19 protein-coding genes and 1 pseudogene are annotated in these 15,203 nt (G+C 42.7%); 2 read left to right on the top strand and 18 right to left on the bottom strand.

Annotated features, from left to right (window positions below):
* Positions 1-80: 80 nt before the first annotated feature.
* From DYADSP32_RS20235 to DYADSP32_RS20180, 12 genes are all read right to left on the bottom strand, one after another.
* Positions 81-1,235: a 2-isopropylmalate synthase gene (locus tag DYADSP32_RS20235; protein ID WP_149241062.1), complete on the bottom strand. Its 1,155-nt coding sequence runs from the start codon at positions 1,233-1,235 to the stop codon at positions 81-83.
* Between the two features lie 268 nt (positions 1,236-1,503).
* On the bottom strand, positions 1,504-2,574 hold the full coding sequence (gene leuB / locus DYADSP32_RS20230) for a 3-isopropylmalate dehydrogenase (protein WP_149241063.1): 1,071 nt from the start codon (positions 2,572-2,574) through the stop codon (positions 1,504-1,506).
* A gap of 27 nt (positions 2,575-2,601) precedes the next feature.
* Positions 2,602-2,928 (bottom strand): HepT-like ribonuclease domain-containing protein, encoded by a 327-nt coding sequence (locus DYADSP32_RS20225; RefSeq protein ID WP_149241064.1) that lies wholly within the window; start codon positions 2,926-2,928, stop codon positions 2,602-2,604.
* On the bottom strand, positions 2,925-3,203 hold the full coding sequence (locus tag DYADSP32_RS20220; protein ID WP_149241065.1) for a nucleotidyltransferase domain-containing protein: 279 nt from the start codon (positions 3,201-3,203) through the stop codon (positions 2,925-2,927). Before DYADSP32_RS20220 ends, DYADSP32_RS20225 begins: the two co-directional genes overlap by 4 nt.
* 33 nt (positions 3,204-3,236) lie before the next feature.
* Positions 3,237-4,805: an alpha-isopropylmalate synthase regulatory domain-containing protein gene (locus DYADSP32_RS20215; RefSeq protein ID WP_149241066.1), complete on the bottom strand. Its 1,569-nt coding sequence runs from the start codon at positions 4,803-4,805 to the stop codon at positions 3,237-3,239.
* A 69-nt stretch (positions 4,806-4,874) separates the two neighbouring features.
* Positions 4,875-5,471 carry a 3-isopropylmalate dehydratase small subunit gene (gene leuD, locus DYADSP32_RS20210; RefSeq protein WP_149241067.1) on the bottom strand — a complete coding sequence of 199 codons (597 nt, stop codon included), beginning with the start codon at positions 5,469-5,471 and terminating at the stop codon, positions 4,875-4,877.
* Positions 5,472-5,532: 61 nt separating this feature from the next.
* The gene (locus DYADSP32_RS20205; protein WP_414618178.1) at positions 5,533-5,691 is read right to left on the bottom strand and encodes a four helix bundle protein; all 159 of its coding nucleotides are present in this window, start codon (positions 5,689-5,691) and stop codon (positions 5,533-5,535) included.
* Positions 5,692-7,095, bottom strand: a complete 1,404-nt coding sequence (gene leuC / locus DYADSP32_RS20200) for a 3-isopropylmalate dehydratase large subunit (RefSeq protein WP_149241068.1) — start codon at positions 7,093-7,095, stop codon at positions 5,692-5,694.
* A 208-nt stretch (positions 7,096-7,303) separates the two neighbouring features.
* Entirely contained in the window at positions 7,304-8,416 is a 1,113-nt protein-coding gene (locus DYADSP32_RS20195) for a hypothetical protein (protein ID WP_149241069.1), read from the bottom strand.
* Between the two features lie 310 nt (positions 8,417-8,726).
* Positions 8,727-8,876, bottom strand: coding sequence for a DUF2683 family protein (locus tag DYADSP32_RS20190; protein ID WP_414617920.1), 150 nt, complete (start codon positions 8,874-8,876; stop codon positions 8,727-8,729).
* A gap of 30 nt (positions 8,877-8,906) precedes the next feature.
* Positions 8,907-9,227 (bottom strand): type II toxin-antitoxin system RelE/ParE family toxin, encoded by a 321-nt coding sequence (locus DYADSP32_RS20185; RefSeq protein ID WP_149241070.1) that lies wholly within the window; start codon positions 9,225-9,227, stop codon positions 8,907-8,909.
* Positions 9,187-9,399 (bottom strand): DUF2683 family protein, encoded by a 213-nt coding sequence (locus DYADSP32_RS20180; RefSeq protein ID WP_149241071.1) that lies wholly within the window; start codon positions 9,397-9,399, stop codon positions 9,187-9,189. The genes DYADSP32_RS20185 and DYADSP32_RS20180 overlap by 41 nt, the downstream gene beginning before the upstream one ends.
* A gap of 321 nt (positions 9,400-9,720) precedes the next feature.
* Here DYADSP32_RS20180 and DYADSP32_RS20175 point away from each other — a divergent pair, with 321 nt between their 5' ends.
* Complete coding sequence (locus DYADSP32_RS20175; protein ID WP_149241072.1) at positions 9,721-9,969, top strand: AbrB/MazE/SpoVT family DNA-binding domain-containing protein; 249 nt, start codon at positions 9,721-9,723, stop codon at positions 9,967-9,969.
* Positions 9,963-10,292 carry a type II toxin-antitoxin system PemK/MazF family toxin gene (locus tag DYADSP32_RS20170; RefSeq protein WP_414617919.1) on the top strand — a complete coding sequence of 110 codons (330 nt, stop codon included), beginning with the start codon at positions 9,963-9,965 and terminating at the stop codon, positions 10,290-10,292. Before DYADSP32_RS20175 ends, DYADSP32_RS20170 begins: the two co-directional genes overlap by 7 nt.
* Positions 10,293-10,301: 9 nt before the next feature.
* Here the strand turns inward: DYADSP32_RS20170 and DYADSP32_RS20165 are convergent, their stop codons facing one another.
* The 6 genes and pseudogenes from DYADSP32_RS20165 to istA all read right to left on the bottom strand — a co-directional run bounded on the left by DYADSP32_RS20165 (position 10,302) and on the right by istA (position 15,057).
* Positions 10,302-11,150, bottom strand: a complete 849-nt coding sequence (locus DYADSP32_RS20165; RefSeq protein ID WP_149241073.1) for a helix-turn-helix domain-containing protein — start codon at positions 11,148-11,150, stop codon at positions 10,302-10,304.
* Between the two features lie 15 nt (positions 11,151-11,165).
* Positions 11,166-11,507, bottom strand: coding sequence for a HepT-like ribonuclease domain-containing protein (locus tag DYADSP32_RS20160; protein WP_149241074.1), 342 nt, complete (start codon positions 11,505-11,507; stop codon positions 11,166-11,168).
* A complete protein-coding gene (locus DYADSP32_RS20155; RefSeq protein ID WP_149241075.1) occupies positions 11,488-11,796 on the bottom strand; it encodes a nucleotidyltransferase family protein in 309 nt (102 codons plus the stop codon). The genes DYADSP32_RS20160 and DYADSP32_RS20155 overlap by 20 nt, the downstream gene beginning before the upstream one ends.
* Positions 11,797-11,882: 86 nt before the next feature.
* A pseudogene (locus DYADSP32_RS20150) lies at positions 11,883-12,548 on the bottom strand (pyridoxal-phosphate dependent enzyme); the annotation flags it as partial.
* A 69-nt stretch (positions 12,549-12,617) separates the two neighbouring features.
* Positions 12,618-13,349, bottom strand: a complete 732-nt coding sequence (istB, locus tag DYADSP32_RS20145) for an IS21-like element helper ATPase IstB (RefSeq protein ID WP_149239829.1) — start codon at positions 13,347-13,349, stop codon at positions 12,618-12,620.
* 43 nt (positions 13,350-13,392) lie between these two features.
* Entirely contained in the window at positions 13,393-15,057 is a 1,665-nt protein-coding gene (gene istA / locus DYADSP32_RS20140; protein WP_149239828.1) for an IS21 family transposase, read from the bottom strand.
* Positions 15,058-15,203: the final 146 nt, after the last annotated feature.

Here is a 15,203-nt window from a genome sequence, read left to right as displayed (position 1 = left end):
TAATTTTACAAAAAAATCTTCAAAACATCAAATTCATTGTCAGGCCATTAGACAACTTCTAATAGTATTCTAATATCCATCTATACAGGAATAGCAGTTCTGGCCAAATCCACCAGATCGGCATCGTTCACTTCTTTCTTTAAATCTGCGACTTCGAGGAACCTGGTGTACAATTCGTCCAGGGCCGATTTATCAAAACTAAATCCCAACAACTCCAGACGATGCTTCAGGGCATGTCTTCCGCTGCGGGCCGTTAACACGATATCTGACTTGTCCACACCTACATCCTGCGGGTTCATGATCTCGTAATTCAACGTGTGCTTAAGAAAGCCATCCTGATGTATACCAGATGAATGAGCAAATGCATTCCGGCCTACGATCGCCTTGTTTGCCTGAACAGGCATACGCATCATTTTTGATACGAGCTGACTCGTTGGGTAGATGAATTCCGTATTCACACCTGTTTCCAGGCCCAGTTCCTTGTGCACTTTTAATGCCATCACCACTTCCTCTAGCGATGTATTTCCGGCACGTTCGCCAATACCATTGATGGTCACTTCCACCTGACGTGCTCCCTGGCTGATCCCAGCTATTGAATTGGCCGTGGCCAGTCCCAGATCGTTATGGCAATGAATGGAAATGGTCGCCTTGTGAACATTTTTAACATTCTCAAAAATGTATTTGATCTTGGCACCATACTCATCAGGAAGGCAATATCCTGTGGTGTCCGGGATGTTAACCACCGTTGCACCCGCTCCAATAACCGCTTCTACAAGCTGGGCCAGAAAAACCAAATCTGCTCGTCCCGCATCTTCACAATAGAATTCAACATCCTCTACCTTGCTTCGTGCGTATTTGGTAGCGGAGATTGCTCTTTCTATAATCTTCTCACGGGTGGTATTGAATTTGTGTTGAATATGGATGTCCGACGAACCGATTCCTGTATGAATTCTCCCCCTTTGCGCGTATTGCAAAGCATCGGCAGCCGCATCGATATCACCCACAACCGCACGTGATAATGCACAAATAATCGGCTCCCTTACTGCCTTCGAAATTTCAACTACCGAGCGAAAATCTCCTGGGCTCGATACCGGAAACCCAGCCTCGATCACATCTACCCCAAGCTTTTCGAGTTGTTTGGCTACGACAATCTTTTCCTCCGTAGTCAATTGGCTGCCTGGCACCTGCTCGCCGTCTCGTAAAGTTGTGTCGAAAATTTGAACTCGATTACTCATTTGTGGGTAAATTGATTTATAATGGAATTACGAATTTAATAATTTTCAAACAATATAAAACCCTTTCCGGGTGAGAGAAAGGGTTTTTGACGCAACAGACAATACCTCTCTCTACCTCAGGGTGCGGCCAGAAGCAGACGATTCAAATTGGAACTGTTTTGTTTTATCATTAGCTCAATGGCGAAAATTCGCTGACTTTAATTTTGTTCTGCAAAGAAAACAAAAGTTTTAGTTGCAACAAATATTCTTTGGCAAAACATTCTAAAATTTAGATCCGCTTTAAAAGCTCAATACCTGCTGCCTGCGTATTCAAAAGTTTGTCTGCAGGTGTAGAAGCATCGGCAATATCCTTGGTTCTGAAACCATCTTTTAACAATTTGTCAACTGCTGCAATAATTGCATCGGACTCCTCCTTCAGGCCAAAAGAAATATCAAGCAGAAGTGCTGCTGATAATACAGAGGCCAAAGGATTGGCAATCCCTTTTCCGGTGATATCGTGCGCAGATCCATGGATAGGCTCGTATACGCCTGTGCTGTCTCCTACGGACGCTGATGCCAGCATACCCATAGAACCGGCAATCTGGCTCGCCTCGTCCGTTAATATGTCTCCAAACAAATTGGCGGTTACCACCACATCAAAACGGCGCGGGTCTTTGATCAGCATCATAGCAGCAGAATCAACGAATTGATGCTCTACGGTGATGTCGGGGTATTCCGGGGCGATGGCCTGGATTACCTCGCGCCACAAGCGGCTCGTTTCCAGAACATTGGCCTTATCCACCGAACATAACCTCTTACTTCTTGTCCTGGCTGCTTCAAATGCCTTACGACCTATTCGCTCCACTTCATAACGGCTATATTCAGCAATATCATAGGCCGTGTTATTGTCGTTCTTGCGGCCCTTTTCTCCGAAATAGATGTCGCCGGTCAGCTCGCGGAAGAATAGTATATCTGATCCTTTCAGGATCTCTGGTTTAATAGACGATGCGCCCAGAAGCTCGTCAAACAATTTGATGGGGCGCAGATTAGCGTATAATCCCAGTTCCTTACGCATCTTAAGCAAACCCTGTTCGGGTCGTACCTTTGCAGTAGGGTCATTGTCATATTTAGGGTGACCTACCGCTCCAAAAAGTATTGCATCAGAGGCTCTCATTTTAGCCAGTGTTTCGTCAGGAAGCGGGTTACCCGTCGCCTCGATAGCCACATGGCCCATCAAGGCCTCATCATAAAGGAATTCGTGACCGAATTTTTCGGCAATTTTCACTAAAACACTTTTACCTACTTCTGTAACTTCCTGTCCGATACCATCACCGGGAACAATTAGAATATGCTTCTTCATTAATAAATTTGATTGGTATTCAATGAATTATATTGATTTTAACTTAAAAAGCAAAGCCGGGAGGTCTTCTGTTACCGTGGCATAAACAGTACTTGAGGAGATTCCGAAATATTCGTGGATCAGTTTATTTCGCATCAATTTCATCAATCTCCATTCAATTTCGGGATGCTGATCCTTGAATGTATCGGATACCTTTGTAGATGCTTCACCGATAATCTCCAATCGGCGATAAACTGCATCTTGCAACATGATATTTGTCTCGAAATCCAATTCAGACTTCCCTTCTGTGTATCCGATTATGATTTCGATCGAAACAATAATGTCCAAAATATAAACATCATCGTCGCGGATCATATCAATTCTACAAGATCTGAAAAAACATACCTTTTAATAGACGACTTTACAGCCTTGTATTCTACCAGATCTATTTTTCGCTGGCAAATTTTCTGAAGTTCGTCTTCAAGACGTAGTATATCAAACAGGGTCATATTTTTAACTTCGATAAGCACATCAATGTCACTTTTGTCCGTTTCCTCGTTACGGGCAAAAGACCCAAACACAGCCGCTCTTGTAATGTTATTTTTCAAGAGATGGCTTTTGAGATTTTGATAAATTTGTTGCTTTTCCATGCTTTTGATCTCCTCGATGTATGCAAATGTACCTTATTCAGCTTCAATCAGTGGCAACATAGATGCTTTGGACTCTTCTGCTGTACTTATCAGATTCAGCATCTTCTGCGTAGCCATGATCGCCGAAACAGTTTGATCGGAGTCCAGACCCCTCGTTTTTACATCCTTGCCATTAATTTCCCAGGTAATGATCGTTTCACAAAGGGCATCGGTTTTTCCGCCCGGCGGAATGCGTACGGCATAATCTGTCAGCATTGGCAGGCTTATTCCCTTTTTGCAATAGATTTTTTTCAAAGCATTCATAAAGGCATCATACTGACCGTCGCCTTGTGCACTTTCTTCAAAAATTTCGTCACCAAACCGTATTTGTAATGTGGCCGAAGGTTTCAGATTTTTGGAATGTGTAAGTACATAGTTTACAATAACTACCTTTTCTTCAATGGCGTTGCTGTCCAGCACATCCGAAATGATGTAGGGAAGGTCATCCGGTGTAACAACCTCTTTCCGGTCGCCCAGTTCGATGATCCGCTGTGTTACTTTTTTCAGGTCGGCATCGGCAAGCGTTATGCCCAGATCGCGAAGATTGTTCTCGATGTTGGCCTTTCCGGATGTTTTACCCAGCGCATAGGAACGAAGCCGCCCGAATCGTTCGGGCATTAACTTACTGAAATAAAGATTGTTTTTCTTGTCTCCATCTGCATGAATACCAGCCGTTTGCGTAAATACACTCTCACCTACAATGGGTTTATTGGAAGGAATGCGTATCCCGGAGAATGTCTCAACCAGTTTGCTGACCGAATACAGCGACTTTTCATTCACGGAGGTTTCGTATTCCGGCATAAAGTCGTTTATCACCGCTATTGTGCTTGCCAAAGGAGCATTCCCGGTTCTTTCTCCCATACCATTGACGGTAAGGTGTAGCCCGTGTGCGCCAGCTCTCAAAGCCTCCATCACGTTGGCTACGCTCAGGTCGTAATCGTTGTGCGCATGAAATTCAAAACGGCAGTTTGGATAACGCTCCACAATGGATTTCACAAATGCATAAGACTCGGCCGGAGTCAAAATTCCAAGCGTATCGGGCAGCAAAATCCGTTTAACAGGCATCGTGCAAAGGAAATCCAGCGCCTGGAAAACATATTCTTTGGAACTCCGCATTCCGTTGCTCCAATCTTCGAGATACACATTGCAATCTATCCCTGAAACTTGCGCCAGTTCAATGACTTTTCTGATGTCCTCGAAATGTTCGGCAGGTTGCTTTTTGAGCTGGTGCGTCAAATGGTTGAGCGAGCCCTTCGTGAGCAGATTCATTACCCTTGCACCCGCTTCAAGCATCCAGTTTATGGAAGCATCTCCATCCACAAAGGTGAGCACTTCGATTTTGTCCAGAAATCCGTTTGCCTTTGCCCATTCCGTAATTTTTTTCACCGCCTGAAATTCTCCTTCCGACACACGTGCGGAGGCAACTTCAATACGGTCTACCTTCACCTCTTGCAAAAGGAGCTGGGCAATGGTCAATTTTTCCAATGCAGAAAACGACACCCCGCTGGTTTGTTCACCATCGCGGAGCGTCGTATCCATTATTTCAATGTAGCGTCTGTTCATAGGGTGCTGTCGACTATCGGCTGTCGGCTTAATCGACCGGAAGGCCTAAAGCTGAAAGCCGATAGTCTTCTAATAGATTCTCGCTGCTTCAAATTCCTTTATCTCACTTTTCATCGCCTGCAGATAGTCGATATCGTCAAAGCCATTGATCATATTATGCTTTTTATAACCATTGATATCAAACGATTCTTTCTCTCCTGTGGCAAGCAGCGTAACGGTCTGCTCGGGAAGATTCACTTCCAGCTCCGTATTTGGGTGCGTTTCTATAGCCTGGAATATTTTATCCAGAAATTCTTCGCTCACCTGAACGGGTAGAATTCCGATATTGAGGGAGTTCCCTTTGAATATATCGGCAAAAAAGCTGGAAATCACACAACGAAATCCGTAATCATAGATAGCCCAGGCAGCGTGCTCCCGGCTGGAACCGCTACCGAAGTTACGACCACCGACCAGGATCTTACCAGAGTAAATCGGGTTGTTCAACACGAAATCCTGCTTAGGCGTGTCGTCACCGTTATAGCGCCAGTCTCTGAAAAGGTTGTCGCCAAATCCTTCGCGTTTGGTCGCTTTAAGAAAACGGGCAGGGATGATCTGATCCGTATCAACGTTTTCAATCGGCAAAGGAACTGCCGTGCTTTTTAATATTGTGAATTTATCGTAAGCCATGTATATTGAGCTTTCGGCTGTCGGCTGTCAGCTATCGGCTTTTCTGCCGATCTGGACAATCTTAACTTCCGGCGTTTAATTTTTTAATAAGGTGATATAATTGCATTTTGATGGACACTATTTCGACGAAAAGAGGTTGATAACTTTGACCATCCCGACAATCTAAATCTCTTGCTAACAGCATGAGATATTCAATTTCCTGGCAGGATCCAAATGAAATTTAGAGAAGATCTCTCGGATCAGTTACCACTCCTGTTACCGCTGCTGCGGCTGCTACCAGAGGACTTGCCAGTAGGGTACGCGCGCCCGGGCCTTGTCTTCCTTCGAAGTTACGGTTTGAGGTACTGACAGCATATTTTCCTGCCGGGATTTTGTCGTCGTTCATGGCAAGACATGCTGAGCAGCCTGGCTGGCGAAGTTCGAAACCTGCTTCTGTAAGAATGTCATAAATCCCTTCTTCTCTGATCTGCGCTTCAACGATGTGAGAACCGGGAACGACCCAAGCCGTTACGTTATCTGCTTTTTTGCGGCCTTTCACAATCGAGGCAAATGCGCGGAAATCTTCGATTCGTCCATTGGTGCAGCTGCCTATGAAAACGTAATCAATTTTCTTGCCCAACATGGATTCGTTTTCATGGAAACCCATGTAGTTCAGAGACTTGTCGTAGGTAGCTTTGCCTCCTTCCACCTGCTCAGCAGTAGGAATATTCAGCGAAATTCCCTGCCCCATACCCGGATTGGTTCCGTAGGTGATCATGGGCTCAATATCCGCCGCATCGAAAGTATATTCTTTATCGAAAACGGCATCATCATCGGTTTTGAGCGTTTTCCAGTAAGCGAGTGCTTTGTCCCATTTTTCACCCTTCGGCGCCTGGTCACGGCCTTCAATGTAATCGAAAGTAGTCTGGTCAGGGGCGATCATACCGCCACGTGCACCCATTTCGATGCTCATGTTACAAACCGTCATACGGCCTTCCATGCTCATATTGCGGAACACGTCACCCGCATACTCAACGAAATAACCCGTTGCGCCGGCCGTAGTCAGTTTTGAAATGATATACAGGGTCACATCTTTGGGTGTAACTGCTTTTCCCAAAACACCATTGACGTTCACGCGCATTTTCTTTGGCTTTGGCTGCATGATGCATTGCGAGGAAAGCACCATCTCTACCTCCGAAGTACCAATACCAAAAGCAATGGCACCAAAAGCACCGTGGGTAGAGGTATGCGAATCACCACAAACGATGGTCATACCAGGAAGTGTAATACCGTTTTCTGGCCCTACCACGTGCACAATACCGTTTCTTGCGTTACCCAATCCCCAGTGAGAGATTCCGTATTTGGCAGAATTCGATTCCAAAGCATCCAGTTGCTTTGCCGAAAGTGGATCTTGTACCGGAAGATGTTGGTTGATTGTCGGTGTGTTGTGGTCGGCCGTTGCGAAAGTACGGTCTGGATAAATAACACCGATATTTCGGCTTTCAAGTCCAAGAAAAGCAACCGGGCTGGTTACTTCGTGGATAAAATGACGGTCGATGAAAAACACATCGGGGCCATCTTCAATTTTGCGGACAACGTGTGCATCCCACACTTTGTCGAACAACGTACTTGCTTGATTACTCATAAGTTACAATATATAATTTCGCCATGATGTTCATTTCTCAATTTTTAGAAATGCCCAGTTTTACATAGGGTTTCCGCAATGGAGAAATGAGGCTACAAATTACCATATAATAATACAAATTAGTATAACGGTAAACGTTCAAAAAGTAGTGATTTTGGTTTGAGGGCGGGGTTTGGGCGGGAATTGGTATTGGGGGGGGGGGATTTTTTTATTGTACGTCCTTTATTTCCAAATTCAAGATGTAAGTCTGCATCTCCGCCGGTGCGACAGTCTGATGGTTGCTAAGAAATGAGGTTGATAAGAGTCCTGCTTGTTCTATTGTCTTATAATCAGGTGATAACATGTTTTTTAAATAGCATATCCTTTGGCAGACTGCCTTATAAAAATGCATTTCCCTCTCAATAATTTGCTTACCAAATTTTTCTAAATACATTTCTACGAAAAATGAGGAGATGCTATTGTCTGTCTGACTCACGTAAATATCAAACGACTGCTTCCTAAATAATTGCCATTCTAAGTCATTTAGGATAGCAATTTTAAGAATTGTGTTGCTTCGCAACGAATGGTTTAAAAAATCTGGACTTTCAAAAGTCTGATCTGTACCTAGCAGTAAATCAGACTTTTTGGTGGTCTGATCTAGTTCAAAAAATAACTGTATCAGAATATTATTTATGGCAAACAAACATGGAGTTTGAAGGCTAATAAAATTTATAAATTCTAAATTGTCTCTATCAAAGCCCAGCGAATCGCATACGAGTAATCTATACGAAAAGGGGAATTTACATGAAGTTCCTAAAAGAAAAAGCCGAAGTTTCTCCTCATCCTCATGATTTAACTCAAAATCAAAATGCCTTGTGACTGAGCAACGCCAAATGATTGAAGCGATAAATCGTTCGATTTTCAATAAATCTAAATTTTGAAATTCATAGAAATCTCTGCTATTTTGGTTTTTCCTGATAGCCTTAGTCTCAATTATTTTCCGATAGACTTCGCTGCTAAAATAATCTTCCAGATTCCCAAAAAGGTCTTTTTCGCAAGAATTACAAAAAATATAATCAACTGTTTCTGGATGAACAGAATTATAATTCTCCCCAAGATCTAGGTCCTTGAAAAATCGTTTCGGGATCTGTTCTTCGCTGAGACCTCGGATGAAAGGATCTGCCACGTCATCTAATGATGCAGTGGATATAATTAGTTGGCTATCAGTTCTTTTATTATTGTTGCCTATATTAAACATACTTCTTGTCAAGAATTCTGGGATAATGTGTGACCCCTTAAAACCTCGTCCATCTTTTTCTTGCTTACATAATGTACATTTCATTGTTTAGACAACAAATACAGTATAAAAGATTGTTTTTAAATTGTTTCAAGCTGGTCAATCTTCCACCTTTTATATATCCTTGCACCTTTTTGATATCCACTTTGACATATTCAGATAAGAACCAGTTTTTCTTCAAATGACTATCTGTTGTAAAGTTTACAACTTTTTTTTAAATGACTAGCGAACGAATCACCCATGCCTCATATGCCTCACACCAAACTTCTACTTATACGTCTTGATAAAATTACAACACTCTCATAATCAACCTATTTTCTGATTTAAGAAACGTTGCTGGTGTCTTAATCGAAAATCAGTGTATTTGAGTCTTTTGTTTTTTGCCAAACGAATTGGGATCATAAGTTCTTTCCTCTGTCTTGAAAGGAATTTTCAAAGCCTTAGCAAACGCATTCAAAGCTCCTGCTTTTTCCTGAGTATCTGGATAAAATCTGATTGCTTTCATTTTCAGCCTTTTTTGCAGGGTTACCACAATCTATTTGAACAACGGTTCTTGTCGGTTATCCCAGAAGAATAGAATTTGTATTTGGGATGGAGAAACCTCATAGAAAACTGAACAATTTTTATCAATCAGTCCCTTTCTTACATTAGAATGGTCGTCAATCCCTTTGAAAATTAGAGGTTTCTTACTTAATATGTACAAAGTTCTGAAAACCTTGGTCTCAAATTTTTTAGCTATTCTCTCACTCCATCGGGTACTGATTTGATCAAAGATTGCCTCAAAAGTGTCAATGGCGGTATCTGAGAAAACTACCTCATATATTTTTTCCAAGCGCTCTCCTCTTTTTAAACTCATCCAAAGTCACTGTGCGGCCAGCTTTGAAATCCTCTTGCCCCTTTTTTATCCCTTCCAAAACATGCAGAGGGAGATGTTCCTCTTGTTTCTCAAAAGGAACTTTAAGCGCTTCCAGAAAAGCTATAACAGCTTTCTCCTGTGATTTTGAAGGATGTACTATAATGCTTTCCATATTGAATAATTGGTAAGTGCCAAGACCGGACTTTTACAAATATAAGAATTTGAAATCAAGATAAAGATACTCAAAAATCCTTAACCCATGCCGCTCCGGCATCACGCCAAATTTCTCCATATAGGACCAAATAAAATGAGAAACACGCTCATAACCAATCACTGTACTGATTTCTGAAACGTTTTTGGTGCTGGTTTGTACTCAAAATCGCCCGCCGTATCATAATCTCGCTTGTTACCATTCCCAAACTTTGAGCTCAACGTAAATGTTATAATATTTAATTGCATATTTGCAACGAAACACTCATTATGTTATAACATCATGAAAGCAAACATCATCAATATTGGTAATAGCCAGGGGATCATTCTGCCAGCGACATTACTACGTCAGCTCAAATTATCCGCGAAATCAACCTTACGGATTGAAGTGGACAACGGAGCTATCGTGATCAAGCCCGAACCACGACAGGGATGGGCAGAAGCGGCAAAACACATGAGTTCAGAAGGTGATGATGCACTTCTGATGCATGATATTCCTAATGATTTTGACAAGGAAGAATGGACATGGTAAAGGTGATCCAGCAATATGACGTACATTGGATCTCCTTGGATCCTACCCAGGGAAGTGAAATTGCCAAAACAAGGCCCTGCGTGGTAACAAGTCCAAACGAAATGAATGAATTTGTACGGACTGTAATAGTGGTACCCATCACATCAACCATCAAAAATTATCCGTGGAGAATTGACTGTGTCGTGTCCGGTAAGAATGGATCCATTGCCACGGATCAAATACGGGTTATTGATAAGGTGCGTATTGGATCTAGAATTGGAAAACTATCCAAAAATGAAGTCTCGCAGTTGAAGGATGCGCTGCAACAAATGCTGATCGAGTAAATTTTCTCATCACCCATGCCTCTTCGGTGTAACCCCAAATTTCTCCTTATACGTTTTAATAAAATGAGAAACACTCTCATAACCAATCTCTGTGCTGATTTCAGAAACGTTTTTTGTGCTGTTTCTCAACTGAAAATCAGCATAATCGAGTCTTTTGTTTTTGAGCCAGAATGCAGGTGAGGTGTCGAATTCTTCCTGAAAATCTCGCTTAAAGCCCGAAAGGCTTCGTCCGGATAACCGGGCAAGTTCGGTCAGTGTTAACGGCTTCAGGTAGTAGCTGTTCATCAGGAATGACAGATCTACTTTTTCTCCTTTGTAAAGAGTGTACAGAATAGCCCGAAGTTGTTGTGAAGCGTCCAGTTCAAGCAAATGAAGCAGTAATTCCTGAAATTTTAGACGAAGAAAATGATTCTTTAAGGCTGTTCTTGACTTAAAATAGGGGAAAACAGATTGTATGAATTTCTCAAAGTTATCATCCGATTTGAGAAGCAGAATAGGGTTTTCCAGAATTGCAGTTGGTTCTTCGGCATTAAAAAGTTCAGGGTGAAGACCGACGAATTCCTTCAAAAGTTTTTCATCAAAAAAGAAAACAAGGCTTTTGTAGGATTCGTTGATGGATTCCGACATCAGATAAAAACCCCTCTGAACAAATAGAATATCACCTTTCACAACATGCACCTCCTGCGTTGGGCTGGTAAATTTTTTTTCTCCTTCCAAAACGACAATTACGGCGTGTTCCTCGAAAAAAACGTCGTATTTGGACGGATACACCTCATTGCGATAGGCAACAAAGGTCATGTCCTGAATCTTTAAAGATTCAAATTCGGAAGAGCTGATATCGGAGGGGACGCGTAGCAACGGAGGTGGAAGAAATTACTTTTCTCTTTCAATTATCAAACTTATCCAGATTCGATTGAATGGAACTTCCTCCTGAATTGCGTTCCATAACAATTCATAGTCTATACCCCAGTAATGATGAATCAGACGATCTCTCAAACCTGAAAACCCCCGCCAATCAAACAAAGGGTATTTATATCGAATTTCATTGGGGATTTTTTTGCAGGCTTCACCTATTATTTCAAAACTCCGAACAGTTGCTTTCGGCAATAACTCATTGTTCATAAAGTCATCATATTCAATTGATGAAGTATGTGTCTCAATGAAAATTAACTCATTTTCAATATGTTGAAGAAACTCAATCAGTGAGGGAGACATATTCAATTTCTTCTTTAACGTTTCTCTGAACGAAGGAAGCAAGAGATTCCCAAGTAACAAGTTCAACTTTACGATTCAATAAGGTTTCAAGATAATCGGCAAGGTTCATAAAGTTTCTGAACGTTTTTTTGCCTGAACCGAATTCCACAACAAAATCCACATCACTAGCTTCCTTCTGCTCCTCCCTGACAAATGAGCCAAAAAGACCTAATCTTTCTGCACCAAGTCGCTGAATCGCCGACTTGTGATTCTGTATTAGTTCAAACACCTGTTGCTTGTTCTGAACCATAGTTGTCTCGTTTGGGTAAAAAGCCTATTAAAATACTAAGATAAGTATTTTGAATCTTAAAGTAATAAGACGTCTGGTGGTAAGCGTCACACCAGAAACTGAAACAAATCCTGCTGGTCGTTCAAATATTCGTAAACAACCTTGTGCTCCTCCATGCGAGAGATCAGATGTTTAAAGTCTTCGCGGTATTTCAGTTCAATTCCTACAAGGGCCGGACCTTGTTCTTTGTTGTTTTTCTTGACGTATTCAAATCTTGCAATGTCATCGTTCGGTCCAAGTACATTCAAAAACTCGCGAAATGCGCCGGAGCGTTGTGGGAAACGGATGATGAAATAATGTTTAAGCCCTTCGTAGAGTAACGAGCGTTCCTTTATTTCCTCTGTTCTGGTAATGTCATTATTGCCGCCGCTAATGAGTGCGACAACGTTTTTTCCTTTGATTTCATCTTTTACAAAATCCAAAGCGGCGACGGTTAACGCCCCGGCTGGTTCGGCAACGATGGCTTCTTCGTTGTAAAGCTGCAGAATGGTAGAGCAAACTTTCCCTTCGGGGATAAGAATAATATCATCCAGACTTTTACTGCATATTTCGAAAGTAATATCTCCGGCACGACGAACGGCCGCTCCATCTACAAATTTGTCGATATGCTCTAAAGTAACTACGGTACCCGCTTCGATAGAGGCTTGCATGGTGGGTGAACCCGCAGGTTCCACACCAATCAATTTTGTTTTAGGAGAGAGCTGTTTGGAAATTCCGGCGAAAGTGAGCCAGCGTTCCGGGAAAGTGAGCCAGTTCTTTTTTGGAATTGAAGTGTTGTAAATTTAGCTGTTTTTTATCTTTCTCAAAGAAGCTCCTTCGAGATTTATTCTGTGCGCGTTTGCTGTCAGTCTGTCACATATCGCATCAGCCAGGCTTGGGTCATTTATGTAATCATGCCAGTTTCCTACGGGCATCTGTGCGGTTATAATTGTTGATCCGGAAGCGTATCGATCCTCGAGTATTTGCAATAGGGCCATTTTGATGTCGTGGCTAAGCGGCTGTAAGCCGAAGTCATCGAGAATCAGGAGTTTGACTCGTGCAATTTGATTGAGCCATTTTAAGTAACTTCCATCCAGCCTGGCCAACGCAAGCTGCTCTATAAACCTGTTTATGGGGTAATAAAGTACTTTATGGCCTTTTACGCAGGCTTGCCTGCCGAGTGCACAGGCGAGATAGGATTTTCCACATCCCGTGGCGCCTGTGATCAGTACGTTTTCTGACTTCTCGATAAAGCTGCAATCGCTTAAACGGATTAACTGCTCGGACGTAAGTCCTCGTTCAGGCTTGCAATTCACCTGTTCAACATGTGCGCTGTACCGCAGTTTGGCAAGCTTTAGATACATCTGGGTGCGCTGCTGGACTCGCTGTTCTGATTCTGCCTCTGTAAGCATGGCAACCATTGTATGCGCTTCAGGCTGCTGGTGTAACGGCTGTTCAAGAATGGCGGAATACCGGCTCGCCATTCCTTGCAATTTTAGTTCTCTTAACTCTTCCCAGGTCTTGTTTGTATTCATTGTTATTTTTGTTTAAGTGAGGCAATTGATTCGTAAGGGCGTTTTATTCATACGCTCCGGCTCCCCTAATGTTTTCATGGTCAGGTGTCTGGAATAAGGTTGTCTGCATAAAATGGGGAGCTTTGTCAAGATTATTAGCCAGGATCTTCGTTAGTGTTTTATAACTAAAAGAACCGGAGGGTAGTGCTCTTTGACATGCTGACTCGAGGCGGTCATTACCATAGCTGCTGCCAAGCCGCAGGATACCACGGCATGAATTAAATGTTTGTTCGGTAAATTGCCGCCCTTTTAGAACACCTTCCATGTAACCCTGTGTGCATGGTCCTATCTGTGATGCTAACCGCAGGAAGTAATCACTGTCCCATCCCCTTTGCTGTGAATAGCTACGATGGTTCTCTGGCATGTGCTCTTTGAGCGTAGTATAACCATGCTGATTATAGAAGCGTTTATGAACAGCAATACGCTGATGATCAAGAAAGATCTCTACCGTCTGGGTATCATAAATAATGTTTACCTGCTTGCCTATATAGTGGTAAGGCACGCTGTAATGGTGCCAATCTTCTCCCAGGGTGACATGATAATTTTTCTGGACTTTGGCAGAAGTGCTGTGCTTTAAGGTAAACGGATTGTCTGCCAGCGGCTGAAGTAAATGCTGTTCCTGTTCGTTGAACTGCTGGCGGCGGCTGTAATTTTTTCCCTTGAAGTTCTTGTCATTATGTAGCTCGAGTTGATCTCGTATAGCGGCGTTAACTTCCTCGATATTACAGAAAATACGATCCCGTAAGGGAGCGTAAATGCGCTGATAGGCAATTTTTACGTGACCTTCTGCCGGCGCTTTATCTTTAGGTCTATATGGCCTTGCGGCAACCAAATCCATGTTGTTATGCAACGCCCATTGCTGCATAAGATCTGTAAAGGTCGGTTCGTAGCGATTGACCTTTTGGACCACCTGTTTCATGTTGTCGGTCTTCAGAGACAATGGGGCGCCTTTAAAATACCGAAGGCAGTTATTCAAAGCAGCCAACAAATAAGGAAGCCTGGCATTAGGCAGCGCTTCAACATAAGTTAAATTGCTGAAAGGAAGCACACAAACCAGTACCGGGCAACTTATTTGTTCACCGGTGGACTTGTCGAAATAGTGCATCATGCTGCCCGCAAAGTCCACCATGACAACCTCACCCGCCTTGTAAGTCGCATGGAAACTTGGCTGTAGAACTTTACCGAGTTCGTTAAGTTGATAGCAAAATTGGGAATAACGGTATCCCGCAGGATGTTTGTCAAAATATTCCTCCCAGAGAAGTTGGCGCGTGACACCGGTACGTTTAAGCTCTGAAAGAAAATAAGGTACTTGCTGGCGAAAATCTTCCTTCCGCTGGTCTTCATCCTGCACCGAGGGTGTACCAGAATATAGAATGGCAGACAAGCCTGCATCGTTAAGGGCTTGAAGTTCCTTGAAGCTGTGCGTGCTCTGAAGTAAGCGTTCACGATAATATTTAACCGTGTTACGGGAAAGATTAAGTTGCCTGGATATTTTACGTTCGGAAAGATTCCGATCCAGCAACTGTATGATCATGCGCAGTGTCTGCATTGAAGTAACTTTGTTTGCCATCCGTTGCTTTTGTTTTTCACAAAAGATGGTGGTTATAATTACTTCAATACCAAAATACAACTGGCTCACTTTCCCGGAATAACTTTGAAGAGCAATCACAAGTGGCTCAATTATGCCGGAATGTCAGTAGTCCCGATTGGCGCAAGTTGCCGGAATAGCTGTAAAAACCTTCCGATAAAGTGGCTCAAGTTCCCGGAATTACTGGCTCAAGTTGTCCGGAATAAGTGGCTCTCTTTGCTCCGGAA

The organism is Dyadobacter sp. 32, from assembly GCF_902506755.1.
Classification (GTDB): Bacteria; Bacteroidota; Bacteroidia; order Cytophagales; family Spirosomataceae; genus Dyadobacter.
The sequence above is the reverse complement of the archived record's forward strand: the minus strand, read 5'-3'. Positions and strand labels throughout refer to the sequence as shown.